The following is a 20,122-nucleotide window of genomic DNA, read 5'->3' on the forward strand; positions in this document are numbered from 1 at the left end:
GTGGCGGGGTGGCGGGGTGGCGGGGTGGCGGGGTGGCGGGGTGGCGGGGTGGCGGGACGTGGCGGTGCGGCGGCGACGCGACACGCCGCCCGCAGGAGGCGCGGGTCGCCTCAGCGGCGCGAGCGCTGCTTCCAGAAGCGGCCGGCGAGGCGCGCCAGACCGACCAGCGCGACCGACAGCACGGCGAGTGCGACGAGCAGCACGACCATGTAGAGCGCCACGGGGCCGTAGCCGCCCAGCGCCTCCGGGTCGTAGAAGGGGTAGGGGTAGAACGACGTGACGGCGCCGCGGACGAGCGAGTACACGCTGTAGAGGACGGGCACGACGAGGCCGAGGCCCGCAGCGGCCCAGGGCAGGCGACGGCCCACGGGCAGCACGAGCCAGTCGACCAGCACGGCGACGGGCATCACCATGTGCACGACGACGTTGACCCAGGGCAGCACGCCGCCGGCCACCTCGGTCAGCAGCAGGTTGAAGACGAGGCCGACGAACACCATGTTCACGACCGCGATCAGCCGGACGACGTCCCAGGCCCGGCTGCCGGGACGGCGGCGCAGGGTGCGGACGCCGCCGACGGTGAAGACCACGACCGCGAACAGGTTGCTCAGGTTCGTGAAGAACGAGAAGAAGTTGACGACGCTGTAGTCGTTCTCGAGGGTGTCGGCGAACTGGGCGGAGACGGCCACGAGGGCGAGCGCGGCGAAAACGAACCGGTACGGGACCATGAGCTGAGCGCGCGTCATGTGCTCACCCTAGTGAGGCGGAGCCGACCCGAAGCCGCTCACGAGGTCTTCGGGGCCGGACGCCGGCGTCCGGGTCAGGCCTGCTCGATCTTCTCGATCAGGGTCGCCTTGGTGTGACGCGACACGTTCGTGATGCCCTTGGTGCGGGCGAGGGCGCGCAGCGCGACGAGGGTCTGCGCGTGCAGGTCGACGTGGGCGTCGTGACCGTCGGACAGCTGGACGGTGGTCTCGTCGACCTCGGGCAGGGGCGGCGTGTAGATGGAGCGCGGCTCGGCCGGGGTGGCGGACGACGTGCTCGACGACGAACCGCTCGACGACGAACCCTTCGAGCCCTGCACGGCACCCTTGGCCGTCTTCTTGGCGTCCTTCAAGCCGGACGTGGCGTCGTCGAGGGCGTTCTCGAGCGGCTTCACCGACGGGCGGCTCTTCTTGGCGAGCTTCTTGGCGCGACGCTTGGCCTCGGCGACCGCGGCGCGGGCATCGGTGACGGCGTCCTCGGCCTTGTCGTAGGCCTTGGCGGCGGATTTCTTGAGCTTCTTCTGGTCGGCCACGGGATCGGCCCCTCTCTCGAACGTGCGGAAATCGTGCCTGTGAGCGTGGCACGCCCACCTGGGACGGCTGTCAGTCGACCGGCGTCGTCTTGCCGCTCGCGATGCGGTCCCGCTCGGCACGGAGCGACTCGATCGTCTCGGGATCGAGGAAGTCCACGAACGGGTTCAGCTGCCCCGTGCGGGCGGCCACCACCTCGGTGTAGGCGGCCGAGGCGCGGCGCACCTTCGCCGTGGCGCGACCGAGCCTTTTGGACGACGACGACTTCGCCGTGACGACCTCGGCGTGGTGCTCGAGGGCCTCGACGAGTTCGGCGAGCGCGGTGGGGATCTTCTTGGCCATGCGGGGGCCTCTCGGGTGAGGGAAACGGGTGGAGGGGCGTCCCGGACCGGTCGGGAGGGTGACGGACGCCGACCGGATCATCACCCCACCCGGAGAACGGCAGGTGAACGGACCCGCGGCGCGGGTGCGGACGCGGCTAGGCTCGCCTGCCGTGACGGGCGCGCGGGTGTGGCTGGTCGACCTCGACCTCGACCTCGGCCGAGAACGCGACGCCGGCGCGCCTCCGGCGAGCGAGGTCTGCGACGCGCACGAACGGGCCCGCGCGGCGGCCTTCGTGGACGCGATCGACGCGCGTCGGTACCTGGCCTCGCATCGTGCGCTGCGCCTCCTGCTCTCGTCCGTGACCGGCCGGGAGGCCGGGTCGATCGAGTTCGGACGCGAGGCCTGTCGCTCGTGCGGTGGTCCGCACGGTCGGCCGGTGCCGGTGCCGTCGGACGACCTGCACGTGAGCCTCAGCCGGAGCGGTCGCTGGGCCGCCGTGGCGGTGCGGGCCGGGGCGCCCGTCGGCGTCGACGTCGAAGGGGCCCGTCCGGCCGGTGCGCTCGAGCACCTCCGGCCCGACGTGAGCCCCGAGGACGTCGACGTGGACGTGCTGCGCGCCTGGGTGCGGAAGGAGGCGCTGCTCAAGTCGACGGGGGAGGGGCTGACCACCGCGATGTCGGCGCTCCGTCTGGGGCCCGGGCCCGGGGGCACGACCACGGACGGTCGACGCGGACTGGTCCACGACCGGCGCTCGGCGACCGGGGTCCTCCTCGCCGTGGCCGGTCCGGCCCTGGACGCGGTCGAGTTCACCGACGTGACACCTGGGGTCCCTACCGTGCGGCCGTGAGCCAGACACTGCCCGGCGTGATCGCCGGTTCGCCCGCGGCCCCCGCACCCCGGACGCTCGTCGACGTCCTGCGGGCCACGGCGCTCGAGCACCCGGACGCCTCGGCCCTCGAGGACGAGCGGGGTGCGTGGAGCTACGCGGAACTCGTCGTCCGCGTCGGAGCCGCTTCGCGCGCGCTCGCCGACGCCGGGGTGCGCCGCGGCGACCGGGTGGGCGTGCGCATGCCCTCGGGCGACTCGTCGCTCTACCTGACGATCCTCGCCGTCCTGGCCGCCGGGGCCGCCTACGTGCCGGTCGACGCCGACGACCCCGACGAGCGCGCCGCCCTGGTCTTCGGCGAGGCCGGCGTCGTGGGCATCGTCTCGGCGGGGGGACGCTTCACCCCGCGTGACGCCGACCGGCCGGAGAGCCTCGTGCTCGCCGCACCGGCCGGGCACGTCAGCGGGCGGGGCACGGCGCTCGCCGACGACGACCGGTCGCCGACCCCGGACGACGACGCCTGGGTGATCTTCACCTCGGGCTCGACCGGCACGCCGAAGGGCGTCGCCGCGAGTCATCGCTCGGCGGCCGCCCTGGCCGACGCCGAGGCGAGGATGTTCCTGTCGTCGCCCGGGGTCGATCCGCTGGGACCGGGCGACCGGGTGCTGGCCGGACTGTCGGTCGCGTTCGACGCCTCGTGCGAGGAGATGTGGCTGGCCTGGCGCAGTGGCGCCTGCCTGGTGCCGGCCCCTCGCAGCCTCGTCCGGTCGGGTGCCGATCTCGGGCCGTGGCTCATCACCCACGGCATCACCGTCGTCTCGACCGTGCCGACTCTCGCGGCCCTCTGGCCGGACGAGGCCCTCGAGAGCGTCCGGTTGCTGATCTTCGGCGGAGAAGCGCTCCCGCCCGAGATCGTCGACCGCGTCGTCGGCGACGACCGTGAGGTGTGGAACACCTACGGGCCGACCGAGTCGACCGTGGTGGCCACCGGGGCGCTGGTGCGTGCCGGAGAGACGGTGAGGATCGGTCTGCCGCTCGACGGGTGGGACGTGGCCGTCGTCGACGCCGAGGGCGACCCGGTCGCGGAAGGCGAGGTGGGCGAGCTGATCATCGGCGGCGTCGGCCTGGCCCGCTACCTCGACCCCGCCAAGGACGCGGAGAAGTACGCCCCGCACGAGCAGCTCGGCTGGCAGCGCGCCTATCGCAGCGGTGACCTCGTGCGGTTCGACCGGGCCGGACTCGTGTTCCAGGGGCGGGCTGACGACCAGGTCAAGGTCGGCGGGCGCCGGATCGAGCTCGGGGAGATCGAGACCGCGCTGCAGGCCCTGCCCGGGGTCGGCGGCGCCGCCGCGGCGGTGCGGACGACGGCGGCCGGCAACCAGGTGCTCGTCGGCTACCTCGCGGTCGGGTCGGCCGAGACCTTCGACCGAGGCGCCGCCCTCACCCGCCTCCGGGACGGACTGCCGGCCGCGCTGGTGCCAGTGCTGGCGCTGGTCACCGGCGACCTGCCGACGAAGACGTCGGGCAAGATCGACCGCGACGCGCTGCCCTGGCCGTTGGTCGACTCGTCGACCGGTGGCGACGGGAGAGGTGGCCGGCCCGACGGTGCCGGTTCGATGACCCCGGTCGAGCAGCTCGTCGCCGACCGCTGGCGCGAGGTCCTCGGCGTACCCGTCCCGGACGCCGACGCGAACTTCTTCGACCTCGGCGGGGGATCGCTGGCCGCCGCCCAGCTCGTGGCCCGGCTGCGCGAGCTCGACCCCGAGTTCACCGTCGCCGAGATTTACTCGCACCCCCGGCTCGGCGCGCTGGCCGAGGCGCTGACGGTGGCGGACGTCGACGACGAGGTCCCGCCGGCCGTGTTCCACCGGTCGGTGCCGACCCCGCGCCGCACCCAATGGCTGCAGACCCTGCTCGGGGTGCCCCTCCTCGTGCTGTCGGGTGCGCGCTGGCTGACCTACGCCCTGACCGCGAGCACCGTGCTGCGCTGGTGGAGCGGGTTCGACGCCCTGCCGGCGGTCGACGGCGGGCTGCTCGTCGTCGCGATCCTCGTGTTCGCGACCCCGCCGGGACGCATGGCGATCTCGGTGCTGGCCTCGCGCCTCCTCCTCCGGGGGGTCGAGGCGGGCGATCATCCGCGCGGCGGCAGCGTGCACCTGAGGCTCTGGCTGGCCGAGCAGGTCGCGCACCAGATCGGGGCGGTCGGGCTCGCCGGCGCCCCGTGGATCAGTTACTACGCGCGGGCCCTCGGGGCTCGCATCGCACCCGACGTCGACCTGCACGCGCTGCCGCCCGTGACCGGCATGCTGCGCATCGGTCGCGGGGCGTCGGTCGAGCCCGAGGTCGACCTGGCCGGGCACTGGATCGACGGCGACGTCGTCCGCATCGGGGCGATCCGCATCGGTGCGGGCAGCGCGATCGGCATGCGGAGCACCCTGCTGCCCGGCACCCGGATCGGCAAGGACGCCTCGATCGCGCCCGGGTCCGCGGTCTTCGGGCGGGTGCCCTCGGGTCAGCACTGGGCCGGTTCGCCGGCCGAACGCATCGGCCGCACTCGCGCCTGGTGGCCGGAGGACCGACCCCCGGCACCCACCCGGTGGTTCGTCGCCTACGGGGCGTCGGCCGTCGTCGTCGCGTTGCTGCCGGTGGCGTCGCTGAGCGCAGGAGGCGCGGTCGTCGCGCTCGGCGTGCGGGGTGCGGGTTCGCTGACGGACGCGTGGTGGCGGGGCCTCGCCGTCCTGGTGCCGGGCACGCTCGTGGCCGGGCTGGTGGCCGCCGTGCTCGTCGTCGCGCTCACCCGCCTGTGGGCCCTCGGAGTGACCGAGGGCACCTTCGCGGTGCGGTCGAGGGTCGGCTGGCAGGTCTGGAGCACCGAACGCCTGCTCGACCTGTCGCGCACCCTGTTGTTCCCGCTCTACTCGAGCCTGTTCACGCCGGTCTGGCTGCGCCTGCTCGGGGCCGAGATCGGGCGGGACGTCGAGGCGTCGACCGTCCTGCTGCTGCCGTCGATGACGACCGTCCGCGACGGAGCCTTCCTGGCGGACGACACGCTCGTGGCGTCGTACGAGCTCGGCGGCGGCTGGCTTCGCGTGGCCCGGGCCGAGATCGGTCGGCGGGCGTTCCTGGGCAACTCGGGCATGACCGCCCCGGGCCACAAGGTGCCGAAGGACGGTCTGGTGGCCGTGCTCTCGTCGGCTCCGCGCAAGTCCAAGGCGGGGTCGTCGTGGCTCGGTTCACCCGCGGTGCGCCTGCGCCGCACGGTCGCCGTCGCCGACGAGACCCGCACCTTCCGCCCGGCCACGCACCTCCGGGTGGCCCGCATCGCGTGGGAGCTCAGCCGGATCGTGCCCGTCGTCGTCACCTGCGGCATCGGCCTCGGCCTGGTCGTCGGACTGTGGGCGCTGGTCGACGCGATCGGGGTCGGCGCGACGGCCGCGGTCGGCGGCGTCGTGATGCTCGCCGTCGGGGCGGCGGCCGCCGGGGTCACGACGCTCGCCAAGTGGGCGCTCGTCGGGCGCATCCGGGCCGGCGAGCACCCGCTCTGGTCGTCGTTCGTCTGGCGCAGCGAGGTGTCCGACACCTTCACCGAGATGTGCGCGGCCCCCTGGTTCGCCCACGCGGCGGCCGGCACCCCGGCCCTCGTGTGGTGGCTGCGCTCGCTCGGGGCCTCGATCGGTCGCGGCGTTTGGACCGACAGCTACTGGTTGCCCGAGGCCGACCTGGTGCGACTCGACGACGCGTCGACGGTGAATCGAGGATGCGTCGTGCAGACCCACCTGTTCCATGATCGAATCATGAGCATGGACACCGTCACCCTGGCCGCCGGCTCGACCCTCGGACCCCACAGCGTCGTGCTGCCCGCGGCCCGCCTGGGCGAGCACGCCACGGTCGGTCCCGCGTCGCTCGTCATGCGCGGCGAGGTCGTCCCCGTCGGCAGCCGGTGGAGCGGCAACCCGATCGGCCCGTGGCGGGACGTCACGTTCGCGGACTACCACGCCGTCTCGCAGTGACCGGTCCGGCGGCGATCCCGGACGGCTACACGCCCGAGAGCGGCAACACCGGGTACGGCGTGCGCTCGTACGACCTCGTGGTCGGGTACCGCGTGGCGACGAACCGGCTGGACGGCGTGGCGACGCTGACGGTCGTGCCGACCGAGGCCCTCCGCACGCTCGTGTTCGACCTGCTCCGCCTCCGTGCCGCGAAGGTGCGGGTCGACGGGCGCAAGGCGCGTCACGCGCAGTCGGCGACGAAGCTGACGGTGACGCTGCCCGAGGAGACCGTGCCGGGTGAGCCGGTGGAGGTGGTCGTCGAGTACGCGGGCTCGCCCGCACCTCGCCGCACCCGCTGGGGCACCCTCGGCTGGGAGGAGCTGACCGACGGCGCACTCGTCGCCTCGCAGCCGAACGGGGCGGCGACCTGGTTCCCGTGCAACGACGACCCGGCGGACAAGGCGACCTACCGGGTGCAGGTCACGACCGAGCAGCCCTACGCCGTCGTCGCCCACGGTGAGCTGACCGACCGGCACACGCGGTCCGGCCGCACGACCTGGGTCTACGAGCAGCCCGAGCCCACGGCGACGTACCTCGCCACGGTGCAGATCGGCCGCTACGAGTTGGTGCCGGTCGTGCTCGCGGGGGTGCCCGGCGTCTTCGCCGGGGTGCCCGCGATGCGGTCCCGCATCGGTCGTGACTTCGGCGAGGTGGCCGACATGATGGCCTGCTTCGTCGAGCGGTTCGGTCCGTACCCCTTCGCGTCGTACTCGGTGGTCGTCACCGACGACGACCTCGAGATCCCGCTCGAGGCCCAGGGCCTCGCGATCTTCGGGGCGAACCACGCCGACGGGGCGGGCGGGTCACGTCGGCTGATCGCGCACGAACTGGCGCACCAGTGGTTCGGCAACAGCGTGGGCCTGACGACCTGGCGCGACATCTGGCTGAACGAGGGCTTCGCCTGCTACGCCGAGTGGATCTGGTCCGAGGCCTCGGGCGGTCCGTCGGCCGCGCGCATCGCCGCCCAGACCCGCGCGCGGCTGGCCGGTCTGCCCCGCGACCTGCTCGTCGGCGACCCCGGCCCCGACCTGATGTTCGACGATCGCGTCTACAAGCGCGGGGCGCTCGCGGTGCACGCCCTGCGCTCGGCGGTCGGCGACGTCGCGTTCTTCGACGTGCTGCGTGCCTGGACCGCCGAGCACCGGCACGGCGTGGCGACCACGGCCGACTTCGTCGCCCTCGCCACCCGCGTCTCCGGCCACCCCGTCGGACCGCTGCTGCGTCCCTGGCTCGACGAGCGGGCCCTGCCGCCGCTGCCGTAGGCGGCATTGCAGTCCCGTCGGGATGCGCTCCTCGGGCTGTTGCAGTCGTCAGACGACGAACGGTCGCGCACTGACGCGGAGCCCGGATGAGTCAGGCCTGCGACAACGCGTCGAGCTGCGCATCAGAAGACTTTTATGCGGAACCGCTCGCTGGCGCGGGCGAGGTGCTCGTCGGTGACGAGGAGCGGCTCGCCACTCGTCGCTATGAAGTCCGCAGACCATGAGTCCGCTGCGCCGGGCATCCACGCCGCGCGACACCATCCACCCCCGTGCTTGCTGCCGAACTGAAGACCACGAGCGACCGAGCCGTCGAACAGCTCGATGCCTCGCAGGTGCATGCCGACGGCGGTGGTCACGATGCGGTTCTCGCCCCTCAGAACCGCCGTCGTCAGACTCCTGACGCCCTGACGGATGAGCGTGGGTTCGATCGTTGCTTCCAGGACCGAGAGCGAGTCGGGATGCTCCACGTCGATCCACCACCCGTCCCCCTGTCCGATCACCTCATACACGCACCTGTCGACGCGCCATTGCTGTGGCACGGCGCCCATGCCCATGAATTGGGCCTCGCCCCATTCCTCGGCCACGAGTTCGAGCAGCTCGCTTCGCGTGAGGCCGAGCGCGGCGGCATCGCTTTCGAGAGGATCGAGTGCGCCGAGCTGCCGTTTGAACGGGGAGAGGACTTCAGCGAAAGCCGACTCGGCCTCGCGAGCCAGGTAGAGCGTGCGGCCCAGGGAGTCGTAGCGCCCCCACCTTTTTCGTGCGCTCCTGGCAGTCCGCTCGGGAGCCGACAGCGCTCCGTATCTCGGTTTCGCGATGCGGTAGGTGGTTTCGCCGAGTTCCGGCACGAGGCGCAAGCCGGTCGCGGTACACGTGGTGCCCCCGTTCACCCTCAGGCGTCCGGCTCATCTCGAAGGAACGCGGTGAGGGCCTCTATGACTTCGCGACCGCGGTCCTCGCGAATGGCCGTCAAGGGAGTGCTTTCGCCGAGGAGGGGGTTGCCACCGATGAACCACTGGCGGGCGATGTGGGCACCCTCGTCTTGGACCAGTGCTGCCCACGCCCTGTGGCCGAGTTGCAGACGTCGTGTGAAGTCGGGACCCGGGGTGGGCCCGTCGGATCGAGCCCACTTCGCGGGTAGCTTGCGGTCTTTGGAGCCGGTCATGGCGGCGACGAGTGTCGGGCCCAAGCCGTGCACGAGGACATTCGCCACTTCATGGACGTCCATCCGCGCGGTCCTGGTGTGCTGGCCGGTGATCGTACGCGTGGGCATGAAGGAATCATAGATGACGCCCCCCGATTACCCCATTGATTACCCTTGGATTACCCTTGGATGATCCCCATGTCGCCTGCGGCGGGGTAGCCCGTCGAAGGCGCGCTCCTGCTTGCGGCCCTTCTCGCGACACGAGCCCGACACATGCCATGACTACCGTGGGCGGATGACCGTTGTCCAACCGTCCGAGGTGCCCGTGCTCAGCCTGCTGCGCGACCTGGTCGCCATCGACTCGACGAGCGGCACGCCCGGCGAGGCGGCCGTCCTGCGCCGCGTCGCCGCGGAGTTCGAGGGCGTCGAGGAGGCGCGGGTCGCCTTCGCCCCCGGGGCCGACGGTGAGCCCACGGCGCTGCTGGTCTCGCCGGTGGTCGTCGGCGCCGACAGGCCGCTGCTCGTCTTCGCGTCGCACGCCGACGTCGTGCCGGTGACCGACGCCTCGGCCTGGACCCACGATCCCTTCGCCTCGACCGTCGTGGGCGACCGCCTGTACGGGCGGGGTGCCTCGGACATGAAGTCCGGCCTGGCCGCCTCGATCGTCGCCGTGCGGGACCTCCTGCGCCAGGGTGCACCCGTCGCGCTCGCCGTCTCGACCGGCGAGGAGGTCGGCTGCCTCGGGGCTCCTGCCGTCGTCGACCTGCTCGCGGGCCTGCGCGTGGGGGCCGTGGTGATCCCCGAGTCGACCGACGGGCAGGTCGTGCTCGGTCACCGCGGCGCGCTCTGGGCGACCGTCCGCACCTCGGGCGTCGCCGCGCACGGCAGCACGCCCGAGCGGGGCCACAACGCGATCCTCGACCTGGTGGCCGTGCTCGGGCGCCTGGACGACCTGCCGCTCTCGTCCCATGCCGACCTCGGGCGCGAGACGGTCAACGTCGGCGTCGTGTCGGGCGGCAGCGTGCCGAACATCGTGCCCGACGTCTGCGAGGCGCGCATCGACCTGCGGGTCGTCCGGGACGACGTCGACGAACTCGTCGACTGGTGGCGTGGCCAGCCCGAGGTGACCGACGTCCGCGTCGACCTCGACCTGGCCGCCGTGTGGACCCCGCGCGACCATCCCTGGCTCGCCGGGCTCGACGCCCCGGTCTCGGAGGCGCCCGCGTCGTACTTCACGGACGCCTCGGTCCTCGTGCGGTCGCTCGAGGACGGGGTGCCCGTCGTGGTCTGGGGCCCGGGCGATCCCACCGTCGTCCACACGGTGGACGAGTCCGTGTCGGTCGAGGCGGTCCTGCGGGCCGTCGAGCAGTTCGGCCACGTCGGCGGACGGTGGGCCGTCGAGCACTGACCGACGCCCGACGGGGCGGTCGGGTCAGGCGGGCGTGGGCTCGGGAGTCGACGACCGCGTGCTCTGCCGGCGGACGAGCCTCGGCGCGAACGAGACGCGCGCGCCTCCGAGTCCTCCGTCGTCGGAGCCCCGCAGCGAGAGCAGCCGCAGCGCCTCGGCGGCCATGCGGTCGGTCGGCTGCGCCAGGGTCGTCAGGGCCGGGGTCACGTACGAGGCGAAGACGATGTCGTCGAAGCCCGTGACCTGCAGCTCGTCGGGCACCGACACCCCGAGTTCGCGGGCCGCCCTCAGCACGCCCATGGCGATCAGGTCGTCCGCGCAGACGATGGCGTCCGGGCGGTCGTCGGAGGTCAGCAGTCGGCGGGCCGCCGCGTCGCCGCTGTCGACCGAGTAGTCGCCGAGGACGACCCCGTCGCGCACCTCGCGGATGCCGAGTTCGGCCGCCCAGTGCCGGAAGCCCCGGAGGCGCAGCGTCGTCGACGAGTTCGTCAGCTCGGAGGTCACGAACGCGGCCGAGCGGGCACCGGTCCCGGCGAGGTGCGTCAGGACGAGCTTCATCGCCTCGGCGTCGTCGAGGCCGATCCAGTCGGTGCCGGCGACGTCGACCCGGCGGTCGAGCTGCACCAGCGGGACGGCCCGGGCGGACGCGGCCACGGCCGCCGCGCTCTCGGTGTCGTGCACGGGGCTGACCACGATGCCGTCGACGTGCCGCTCGATGAGCGACCGGAGGTGCTCGGCCTCGACGGCGGGGTCCTGCCGCGAGTCGCAGAGGAACAGCTGTTTGCCCTCGCCGTGCAGCGCGCTCTCGAGGCTGTCGACCAGGGTCGTGAAGAACGGGTTGAGGATGCTCGGGACGACCATGCCGACCGTGTCGGTGCGGCGGGTGCGCAGGGCGCGCGCGATGCCGTTGCCCGAGTAGCCCAGCTCGTCGGCCGCCAGCCGCACGCGGGCCTCGACCTCGCGGCCGACCGGGCGCGACGCCGACATGACGCGCGAGACCGTCGCGGCGGAGACGCCCGCCCGGCGGGCGACGTCCGAGATGGTGACGGCGTTCATGGGCTCCTCAGGGCGTGGCCGCCGGGGACGACGGGTGATGCCGTCATCGTATCGTCCCCTCGCGGGAAACCGATTGCCCGCCCCGGATCTCTTTTACACGTCGGAAACACAAAGGTGTTGACACTCGAAACACGAAGGCGTCACTCTTGACGCAGTTCCCGACGGAAATCGATTGCCCGTCGATCTCGACCCCACCGAGATCGCCCCCTCGCCAGTCCCGCATGCTCCACCTCGTCCTCCCCAGGAAGGCTCCTCATGCCCACGACCCGTACCGTCCTCGCCGCATTCGCCGTGGGCGCCATCGCCATCGGCACCCTCGCCGGCTGCGACTCGTCCTCGACCACCGCCTCCGGCTCCGCGTCCGGCGGCTCGACCTCGACCCGCCCGGCCCCCACCGACGTCCCCCAGGCCTGTGCCCCCGACGGCGGCGGCACCCTCCAGCTCGGCATGGTCGACATCAACGAGCAGACCGCCTTCTTCACCCAGATGAACGAGGGCGTCCAGGACGTCGCCGACGAGGCCGGTGCCGACCTGCAGATCGTCAGCGGCGACAACGACAGCGCCACGCAGGTCTCGGGCGTCGAGAACCTCGTCGCCTCGGGGGTCGACGCGCTCATCGTCGACCCGGTCGACGCGACCGCGCTGATCCCGGCGCTCACCGCGGCCAAGGCGGCCGGCATCCCGGTCGTCGCGGCCGACGGTTCGGTCGAGGACGCCTCGGCGATCGACTCGTACGTGGGCACGGCGAACGAGGACGGCGGCGCCCAGCTCGGGAAGGCCTTCCTCGACATCACCGGCGGCGAGGGCGAGGTCGGCGTCGTCGGAGCGCTCAACAGCGCGATCCAGATCCAGCGCCAGAACGGCTTCACCGACGCGGTCGAGGCCGGCGGCATGACCATCGGCACGATCGTCGACGGCCAGAACGTCAACGAGGACGCCCAGGCGGCGGCCGAGAACCTGTTGACCGGCAACCCCGACCTCGAGTACATCTACGCCACGGGCGAGCCCGCGCTCAACGGTGCCATCGCCGCGGTCAAGAGCCAGGGCGCCCAGGACCGCGTCACGATCGTCGGCTGGGACCTCTCGCCCTCGGCCGTCGAGGGTCTGCAGGACGGCTACGTGAAGGCCGTCATCCAGCAGGACACCTTCGGCTTCGGCTACGAGGCCGCGAAGGCCGCGATCAACCTGGCCTGCGGCACCGCCGACGTGCCGGCGACCGTCGACGTGCCGATCACGATCGTCACGCCCGACAACCTGGCCGACTTCTCGTACTACCTGGAGGGCTGATGACCGACGTCACCACCGGCGACCTGCTCGTCGAACTCGAGGGCATCCGCAAGTCGTACGGCGCCGTCGACGTCCTGCGCGGCGTCGACCTGCGCCTCGCGCGCGGCGAGGTGCTCGGCCTGGTCGGCGACAACGGCGCCGGCAAGTCCACCCTCATGAAGGTGCTCGCCGGTTCGGTCCAGCACGACGGCGGCCGCATCAGCATCAAGGGCAAGGAGGTGCGGTTCCAGTCCCCGAGCGACGCCCAGGCCGAGGACATCGGCATCGTCTACCAGGACCTGGCCCTCTGCGACAGCCTCAACGTCGCCGCCAACCTGTTCCTCGGCCGCGAGCCTCGGGTCGGGCCCTTCCTCAAGGTCGGGGCGATGCACGCCGAGGCCACGGCCGTGCTCAAGGAGTTCGGCGTCCGCGTCACGTCCACGCACCAGCTGATCTCGCAGCTGTCGGGTGGTCAGCGCCAGTCCGTCGCCATCGCGCGCGCCGCGTCGGTCGACCCCGACGTGCTGATCCTCGACGAGCCGACCGCCGCCCTCGCCGTCACCGAGGTCGAGTCGGTGCTGCGCCTCATCAAGGAGGTCGCGGCCCGAGGGGTCGGCGTCATCCTGATCACCCACCGGCTGCAGGACCTCTTCCGGGTCTGCGACCGCATCACCGTCATGTACGAGGGGCGCAGCGTCGACGACGCCCGCATCGACGACCTCACCATCGAGTCGCTCGTCGACATGATCACCCGTGAAGGGAGCGCTGCCGCATGACCGCGACGACCTCTGACCCCACCCGCACCGACGGCCCCGAGCCGGGTCGCGGACACGGCTCCACCGACGTGCGCGAGCGCCGCTGGGAAGCCCTGCAACGCGTCAACAAGTCCACCCTGCTGATGCTCGTCGTGACGCTGGTCGTCATCGTCGTCTTCTCGGTGGCGACCCCGACCTTCCTCACCGGCACGAACCTGCGGAACGTCGCCGTGCAGGTCGCCCCCGCGGCGATCGTGGCCGTCGCGATGACCTTCGTCATCACGGCGGGCATGATCGACCTCTCGGTCGGGTCGACGCTCGCCCTCGTCTCGGTGATCGGGGCGGTCCTGCTGCGGGCCGGTCTCGAGTCGGTGCTGGTGATCGTCATCTGCCTGGCCGTCGGAGCCTTCTGCGGGTTGGTCAACGGCTGGTTCTCGAGTTACCAGGGCATCCCGTCGTTCATCGTCACGTTGGCCACCATGTCGATCGTGCGGGGCGTCGCCCTGCTGATCACGAAGGGCTACTCGATCGCCATCGGCTCGGGGCTGATCTTCGCCCAGGTCGGGCAGGGCCGGCTGTTCGGGCTCGGGTACCCCGCCTGGCTCGCGCTGATCATCGTCGGCGTCGGCATCGTGGGGCTGCAGCGCATGCGGTTCGGCCAGTACATCACCGGCATCGGCTCGAACGAGGAGTCGGTCCGCCGGGCGGGCGTCGACACCCGCTTCGTCAAGATGATGGCCCTCGTGCTCAGCGGCACGGCGGCCGGCGCGGCCGGCATCATCACCGCGGCCCGACTGGGGTCGGGCGACGCCAACTCGGGCGTCGACTTCGCCATGACGGTGATCACCGCCGTCGTCATCGGCGGCACGAACCTGCTCGGCGGCAAGGGCAGCGTCATCGGCACGGCGATCGGGGCGATCCTGACCGGCGTCATCACCAACGGCCTCACGCTGCTCGGCCTGAGCCCCTACATCGTGCCCATCGTGACCGGCAGCCTCCTGATCATCGTCATCTGGATCAACCTGCGCGGCGGCTCGTTCACCGACCTGGTGCGCAAGCGGGTGACCCGATGAGCCGCGTCGGAGGGTTCGGCGTCGAGACGACCACCGTCGTCGACGTGCAGACGGTCACCGGTCCCGTGCCGAGCGACCGCCTCGGCTACACGCTGCCGCACGAGCACCTGATCAACAGCATCGAGGAGGGCGGGCTCGAACCCGATCCCGACTTCCCCGAGCTGTTCGACGCCCCGGTCACTACCGAGATCGCCTGGTTGCTGCGCGACCGTCCGCTCGCCTGCCGCGACAACTGCGTGCTCGACGGCGACGACGACGCGGTCGACGAGCTCGTGGCGTTCCGCGAGCTCGGCGGCAGCACGGTCGTCGAGCTGACCTCGGACGGACAGGGGCGCGACCCCCGCCGTCTCGCCGAGATCTCGCGCCGCAGCGGGGTCACCGTCGTCACCGGCGGCGGCTGGTACCTCGAGCGGTTCCACCCCGAGGCCACGGGCCGCGACACCGTCGACGACCTGGCCTCCCGCCTGGTCGCGCAGTACCGGGCCGACCCGGCCGAGACCGGGGTGCCCCGGTCGGGCGTGATCGGCGAGATCGGCGTCTCGCCCGGCTTCACCGAGCGGGAGGAGCGTTCGCTGCGCGCGGCCTGCCGCCTGCAACGCGAGACCGGCCTGCCGATGTTCGTGCACCTGCCCGGCTTCGTCCGGCACGGCGGCCGCGTGCTCGACGTCGTGCTGCGCGACGAGGGCGTCCACCCCACGGCGGTCGTCCTCTGCCACATGGACCCGTCCGGCAGCGACCCCGACTACCAGCGCAGCCTCGCCGAGCGCGGGGTCTGGCTCGAGTTCGACATGATCGGCATGCCGTACCGCTTCTCCCTCCCCGGCGAAGGACAGTCTCCGTCGCCGGTCGAGACGGCCACGGCCATCGCCCGCCTGGCCTCGGCCGGGTTCGGCCGCCGTCTGCTCTTCAGCCACGACCTCTTCCTCAAGAGCATGTTGCGCAAGCACGGCGGCAACGGCCTCTCGTACGTCCCCGCGGTGTTCCTCGACCGGCTGACCGACCTCGGCGTCGACGCCGAGATCGTGCACGGCGTCGGCACCCGCAACGTCCGCGACCTCTTCGAGGGCGCCGCCCTGACCCGCTGAGGGGCGACGACGCGGCACCGAGCCGCTCGCGCCTCCTCGTCCCGAACCGTCCCGTCACCACCGGAAGGCCCCACCATGTCCCGCATCCTCATCGCCGGCGAGAGCTGGATCACCGCGACCACCCACACCAAGGGCGTCGACGAGTTCACCGCCCACTCGTACACCGAAGGCGTCGCGCAGCTGCGCACGGCCCTGCAGGCCGGCGGCCACGAGGTCGTCCACCTGCCCGCCCACCTCGTCGCCACCGACTTCCCCGAGACGCAGGAGGCGCTGGACGCCTACGACGTCGTGGTGCTGTCCGACATCGGCGTCAACTCGCTGCAGCTCGCGCCCGCCGTCTTCGAGAAGAGCATCCCGGGTCGGGACCGCGTCCGCGAGCTCGCCCGCTGGGTCGAGGCCGGAGGCGCGCTGCTGATGATCGGCGGCTACCTGTCGTTCTCGGGCTGGCAGGGTCGTGCGGGCTACGCCCGCACCGAGATCGCCGACGTGCTGCCGGTCGAGATGCTGATCGGGGACGACCGCGTCGAGCGCCCGGCCGGCGTCGTCGCCACCGTGCTCGACGCCGAGCACCCCGCCCTCGGCGGCGCGGGCACCGAGTGGCCGCTGCTGCTCGGCTACAACCGCACCGTCGTGAAGCCGGGCGCGGTCGAGCTCGCCCGCCTCGACGGCGACCCGCTCGTCGTCGTCGGCGAGGCCGGTGCGGGGCGCACGGCGGTCTTCACGAGCGACTGCTCGCCGCACTGGGCGCCCCCGGCGTTCTGCGAGGAGTGGGACGGCTACGCCCGGGTGTTCAACGGCATCGTGTCGTGGCTGACCGGCCGCTGACGGTGGCGGGCACGACCCGGCCCGAGGGCGTCGGCACGGGACGGGCGGGGGCGCTGGTCGCCCGCTGCTCGGCCGAGCTCGACGCCTCGGCGTCGGTCCCGCTGCTGGCCCGGATGGCCGACGGCACGCTCGACGACCCCGCCTTCGGTCGCTACCTCGCGATCGAGCAGGCGTTCGTCCGGACGGCGGCCCGACTCGCGGGCTACTGCCTCTGGCAGCAGCCCGAGTGGTCCCGCGCCGAGCGCCACGCCGAGGCCGTCGCCGACCTCGTCGGTCCGCAGAGCCGGTACTTCGAGCGGTTGCTCTCGACGCGACCGGTCGACGACGCGACCTCGACCGAACTGCTGCGCCGCGCCTCCGTCCTCGAGGGGGCGGTGACGGCGGCACTCGCCGAGGGCGGCTACGCCGGGGTCGTCACCAGCCTCGCCGCGGCCGAGACGCTCTACCTGCGGTGGTGCACGCGGGCGGCCGAGCGTGGCGTGCCCCGACCGGGCGACGTGCAACGGTGGATCGAGCTGCACGTCTCCGACGGCTTCCGCGCCCAGGTGGCCTTCTTGCACCAGCTGGTCGACGAGCTGCCCGCCGACGTGACCGACGCCCGGCTGGACGCCTGGTTCGTCGGCATGCTGCACGCCGAGGACGCGTTCCACGCGAGCGCCCTCGTCGAGGTGGCGGCGTGACCGGCCCGGCCCTCGACCCGGCCGCCGGCTCGGTCACCCCGGTCGGCCCGGTCGCGGTCGACCTGCGCGCCGTCGAGGCCCGCCTCGCCGCGGCCGGCATCGCCTCCGAACGGGTGGCCGTCGGACCCGACGCCGTCGTGGTCGTCTCGTCCTACGGCGGCCGCGTCTACGGCCCCTTCTTCGCCGAGGGCGAGGCCGAGAACTGGCTGCCCGACGCGTTCGCCGACGACGACGCGTTCGGCGCGTTGGTCGGCTCCGGCGACTGGAACGTCGGCGGCGACCGGGTCTGGATCGGACCCGAGATCGCCTACATGATCCGCGACCGCAGCGACTACTGGGGCAGCTACGAGATGCCGCCGTCGCTCGACCCCGGCCGCCACGACCTCGGCCGCACGGGCGACCGCGTGACGCTGTCGCGGGTCGCCGAGCTCGAGGCGTTCGCGGAGCCGACCGGGCTCGTGCGGGCCGACCTGACGCTCGTCGTGCGGCCGGCGGCCCACCCGCTGCGACACCTGCGCGGGGCGTCGGCCGGGGGCCCCGGCGGCGCACCGCTCGTCGACGCCGTCGAGTACGGCGGCTACGTGACGGAGGTGCGGCTCGGCATCACCTCGGACGGCGCGCACGAGGCCGAGTCGTGGATGCTCGACCAGGTGCGGGCGGGCGGCACGGCGTTCGTCGCGGCCGTGCCCGACACCCAGGTGACCGACTACTACGAGCCGGTCGGCGAGCTGCTCGCCGAGGTGCCCGGCGGCGTCGCCGTGTCGCTGACCGGTGCCGACCGCTTCAAGATCGGATTCGCGGCACCGCACGTCACCGGACGCGTCGGGTACGTGCGCGCGGTCGGCGACCCGGCCGACGACCGTGCCGTGCTGTTCGTGCGCGGCAGCCACAGCGACCCGTCGGCCGAGTACTCGGAGGAGCCCGACCCGTCCCCGGGGGTCCGGGGCGACTCGCTGCACCTGTACGACGACGACGGCGGGCTCGGCGGGTTCGCCGAGATCGAGGCCCGGGGCACGCCCGTCCTCGGCCCGCGACCCGAGGCGGTCACCGACCGGTTCGCCAGCTGGTGGTTCCGGGGGAGGACGGACGACGTCGCCCGCGTGGCCCAGCACCTGCTCGGGGTGCCCGCCACGACGGTGGCGCAGGCCGCCCGGGGGGCCGCGCCGCGCCTCCTCGGTCCGTCGGCCGCGTCGTCGACCGCCACCACGTCCCCGTCCCCGTCCCCGTCACCCACCCCAGAGCCGTCCCCGAGAGGCACGACATGACCCACGACACCGACCCGGCCGCGGCGCAGCGCGCGGAACGCGCCTACGACGACCTCGTCGCCCTGGTCCAGCACGGCCCGCGGTTCCACGGCACCGCCGGGATCGCGGCCGCGGCCGACTGGCTCGAGCAGCGATTGACCGCGGTCGGGTGGCCGGTCGCCCGGCAGCCCGTGACGCTGCCCGGCTGGCAGCCGGGCACCGTGCACCGGGTCGCGGTGCAGCAGCCGATCGCCCGTGAGCTGCCCGCCTGGCCGATGCTCTGGAGCGGATCGACCGGCGGTGCGCGCCGGGGCACGGTCGAGGCCGTCGGCCCGCAGGGGCTCTGGGGCGACTCGATGGTCTGGCAGAAGTTCGTCGTGCGGGCGGACGACGGCGACGTCGTGGCCTACCTGCACGCGCGGGACGACGGACCCGCCGCACCGCAGCCGCTGCCCTCCGGGTCGGACCACGACGTGGCCCACCTCGCGATCGGCCGCGTCGACGGTCTGCAGCTGACCGAGTGGATCGCCGACGGCAAGCCCGTCGAGGTCGAGATCGAGGCCGACGGCGGCCCGGTCGACGCCGCGACCAGCGACAACCTGGTCGTCGACGTGCCCGGCACGGGCGACGGGTCGGTGCTGCTCTGCGCGCACTACGACACGTTCTTCAACACGGTCGGCGCCTACGACAACGGCAGCGGCACGATCGCCCTGCTGCAGCTGGCCGAGCGGTGGGCGGCGGCCCGGCCGGTCGCGTCGGTCCGCCTCGTCTTCTTCACCGCCGAGGAGTGGCACCTGGGCGGGTCCCGGCACTTCGTCGACAGCGCCTCGTCCGACGAACTCGACGCCATCGACTACGTGCTCAACGTCGACGGGCTCGGGCGCGGAAATTTCGTGGAGGCGTTCGGCGCCCCCGAGGCGTTCTCGACGGCGTTCCGCGGGGCGCTGCTGGAGCACGCCGCGGCCACCCGGCCCGACCTCGAGCTGGTCACCCGGTTCCCGCCGACGACCGGCACCGACGACGCGTCGTTCTACCGGGCGGGCGTGCCCAGCGCGTTCCTGACCTTCAACGACCTGCACCGCCTGCACCAGCCCGACGACGAACCGAACCGCGGCATCGCGGCGAACGTCGCGTGGACCGTGCCGCTCGTCGAGCACCTCGTGGCGACCCTGGCGCGACCGACGCGGGCCGCGCCTCCCGGGGTGTTGTAGACCGGCCGGCACGGCACCTCGTGGCGTCCCGGCGTGCCCGCGTGCCCGGGCGGCGGGCGACGGGTGCCGGGTGCCGGGCTCAGGCCACCGGCTCGGCGAAGACGATCCGGTTCTGGTCGTAGTGGCCTGAGCCGCGGTCGAAGACGCCGCCGCAGGTGATCAGCCGCAGCTGGTCGGTCGGCTGCGCCCCGAAGACCCGGGCGGTCGGGAACTCCGCCTTCGGCGCGTCGACGACCTCGGTGACGGCGTAGCCGACGACGTCCCCGTCGACCGTGGTCACGTCGACCCGGTCGCCGACGACGAGTTCGTCGAGGCGGGCGAAGACCGCGGGGCCCGACGCCGAGTCGACGTGGGCGGCGATCACGGTCGGCCCGCGCCCGCCGGGTCGGCCCCCGCCGGTGAACCACCCGACGTCGTCCGCGTCCACGGGTACCTCCATGCCACCGTCGTCGGCGATGCCGAGATCGATCAGCGGGGCGTCCAGCCCGATGGCCGGCACCGAGACGGCCGCCGGAGCGACGCCCTCGCCGACCACCTCGCCGCTGCCGTCGACCCCGCCGCCGTCGACCCCGCCCACCGCAGGAGGTGCGGTGCCCGTCGCCGACGGAGCCGCGGTCGCCGAGGG

Annotated in this window: 19 protein-coding genes; 12 read left to right on the forward strand and 7 right to left on the reverse strand. The window is 73.0% G+C overall.

Features of this window, described 5'->3' with window-relative positions; all coding sequences use genetic code 11:
• Positions 1–110 precede the first annotated feature (110 nt).
• From IFT36_RS10055 to IFT36_RS10065, 3 genes are all read right to left on the reverse strand, one after another.
• Positions 111–743, reverse strand: coding sequence for a Pr6Pr family membrane protein (locus tag IFT36_RS10055; RefSeq protein WP_123571678.1), 633 nt, complete (start codon positions 741–743; stop codon positions 111–113).
• Between the two features lie 74 nt (positions 744–817).
• Positions 818–1,294, reverse strand: coding sequence for a Rho termination factor N-terminal domain-containing protein (locus IFT36_RS16925; protein WP_056043030.1), 477 nt, complete (start codon positions 1,292–1,294; stop codon positions 818–820).
• Positions 1,295–1,364: 70 nt separating this feature from the next.
• A complete protein-coding gene (locus IFT36_RS10065; RefSeq protein WP_200413032.1) occupies positions 1,365–1,634 on the reverse strand; it encodes a hypothetical protein in 270 nt (89 codons plus the stop codon).
• A gap of 151 nt (positions 1,635–1,785) precedes the next feature.
• On the opposite strand from IFT36_RS10065, the gene IFT36_RS10070 reads away from it, so the two are divergent.
• Genes IFT36_RS10070 through IFT36_RS10080 form a run of 3 tightly spaced genes read left to right on the forward strand, consistent with a single transcriptional unit; the run spans position 1,786 to position 7,753 of the window.
• On the forward strand, positions 1,786–2,463 hold the full coding sequence (locus tag IFT36_RS10070; protein ID WP_200413033.1) for a 4'-phosphopantetheinyl transferase family protein: 678 nt from the start codon (positions 1,786–1,788) through the stop codon (positions 2,461–2,463).
• Positions 2,460–6,452, forward strand: coding sequence for a Pls/PosA family non-ribosomal peptide synthetase (locus IFT36_RS10075; RefSeq protein ID WP_307785080.1), 3,993 nt, complete (start codon positions 2,460–2,462; stop codon positions 6,450–6,452). Before IFT36_RS10070 ends, IFT36_RS10075 begins: the two co-directional genes overlap by 4 nt.
• Entirely contained in the window at positions 6,449–7,753 is a 1,305-nt protein-coding gene (locus tag IFT36_RS10080) for a M1 family metallopeptidase (protein ID WP_200413034.1), read from the forward strand. The genes IFT36_RS10075 and IFT36_RS10080 overlap by 4 nt, the downstream gene beginning before the upstream one ends.
• A gap of 122 nt (positions 7,754–7,875) precedes the next feature.
• On the opposite strand, the gene IFT36_RS10085 is transcribed toward IFT36_RS10080, so the two are convergent.
• Positions 7,876–8,607, reverse strand: a complete 732-nt coding sequence (locus tag IFT36_RS10085) for a hypothetical protein (protein ID WP_200413035.1) — start codon at positions 8,605–8,607, stop codon at positions 7,876–7,878.
• 35 nt (positions 8,608–8,642) lie between these two features.
• A complete protein-coding gene (locus IFT36_RS10090; RefSeq protein ID WP_159827370.1) occupies positions 8,643–9,023 on the reverse strand; it encodes a hypothetical protein in 381 nt (126 codons plus the stop codon).
• Positions 9,024–9,189: 166 nt separating this feature from the next.
• Between IFT36_RS10090 and IFT36_RS10095 the strand changes: the two genes are divergently transcribed.
• Entirely contained in the window at positions 9,190–10,302 is a 1,113-nt protein-coding gene (locus IFT36_RS10095; protein WP_200413036.1) for a M20 family metallopeptidase, read from the forward strand.
• 24 nt (positions 10,303–10,326) lie between these two features.
• On the opposite strand, the gene IFT36_RS10100 is transcribed toward IFT36_RS10095, so the two are convergent.
• Positions 10,327–11,358, reverse strand: a complete 1,032-nt coding sequence (locus IFT36_RS10100; RefSeq protein WP_159827365.1) for a LacI family DNA-binding transcriptional regulator — start codon at positions 11,356–11,358, stop codon at positions 10,327–10,329.
• A gap of 255 nt (positions 11,359–11,613) precedes the next feature.
• Between IFT36_RS10100 and IFT36_RS10105 the strand changes: the two genes are divergently transcribed.
• The 8 genes from IFT36_RS10105 to IFT36_RS10140 all read left to right on the forward strand — a co-directional run bounded on the left by IFT36_RS10105 (position 11,614) and on the right by IFT36_RS10140 (position 19,497).
• Positions 11,614–12,645: a substrate-binding domain-containing protein gene (locus tag IFT36_RS10105; RefSeq protein WP_159827362.1), complete on the forward strand. Its 1,032-nt coding sequence runs from the start codon at positions 11,614–11,616 to the stop codon at positions 12,643–12,645.
• Entirely contained in the window at positions 12,645–13,400 is a 756-nt protein-coding gene (locus IFT36_RS10110; RefSeq protein ID WP_056043006.1) for an ATP-binding cassette domain-containing protein, read from the forward strand. The genes IFT36_RS10105 and IFT36_RS10110 overlap by 1 nt, the downstream gene beginning before the upstream one ends.
• On the forward strand, positions 13,397–14,452 hold the full coding sequence (locus IFT36_RS10115) for an ABC transporter permease (protein WP_052505095.1): 1,056 nt from the start codon (positions 13,397–13,399) through the stop codon (positions 14,450–14,452). Before IFT36_RS10110 ends, IFT36_RS10115 begins: the two co-directional genes overlap by 4 nt.
• Positions 14,449–15,537 (forward strand): phosphotriesterase family protein, encoded by a 1,089-nt coding sequence (locus IFT36_RS10120; protein ID WP_200413037.1) that lies wholly within the window; start codon positions 14,449–14,451, stop codon positions 15,535–15,537. Before IFT36_RS10115 ends, IFT36_RS10120 begins: the two co-directional genes overlap by 4 nt.
• Before the next feature lie 75 nt (positions 15,538–15,612).
• Positions 15,613–16,362: a glutamine amidotransferase gene (locus tag IFT36_RS10125; protein ID WP_043593262.1), complete on the forward strand. Its 750-nt coding sequence runs from the start codon at positions 15,613–15,615 to the stop codon at positions 16,360–16,362.
• The gene (locus IFT36_RS10130) at positions 16,344–17,042 is read left to right on the forward strand and encodes a TenA family protein (RefSeq protein ID WP_200413038.1); all 699 of its coding nucleotides are present in this window, start codon (positions 16,344–16,346) and stop codon (positions 17,040–17,042) included. Before IFT36_RS10125 ends, IFT36_RS10130 begins: the two co-directional genes overlap by 19 nt.
• Positions 17,039–18,307 carry a hypothetical protein gene (locus tag IFT36_RS10135; protein WP_200413039.1) on the forward strand — a complete coding sequence of 423 codons (1,269 nt, stop codon included), beginning with the start codon at positions 17,039–17,041 and terminating at the stop codon, positions 18,305–18,307. The genes IFT36_RS10130 and IFT36_RS10135 overlap by 4 nt, the downstream gene beginning before the upstream one ends.
• A complete protein-coding gene (locus IFT36_RS10140) occupies positions 18,304–19,497 on the forward strand; it encodes a M28 family metallopeptidase (protein WP_200413040.1) in 1,194 nt (397 codons plus the stop codon). The genes IFT36_RS10135 and IFT36_RS10140 overlap by 4 nt, the downstream gene beginning before the upstream one ends.
• Positions 19,498–19,576: 79 nt before the next feature.
• Here the strand turns inward: IFT36_RS10140 and IFT36_RS10145 are convergent.
• Positions 19,577–20,122, reverse strand: a 546-nt coding sequence (locus tag IFT36_RS10145) for a class F sortase (protein WP_249408567.1), incomplete at its 5' end; no start/stop codon positions are given.

It is taken from the genome of Frigoribacterium sp. CFBP 13605 (assembly GCF_014839405.1).
GTDB lineage: Bacteria > Actinomycetota > Actinomycetes > Actinomycetales > Microbacteriaceae > Frigoribacterium.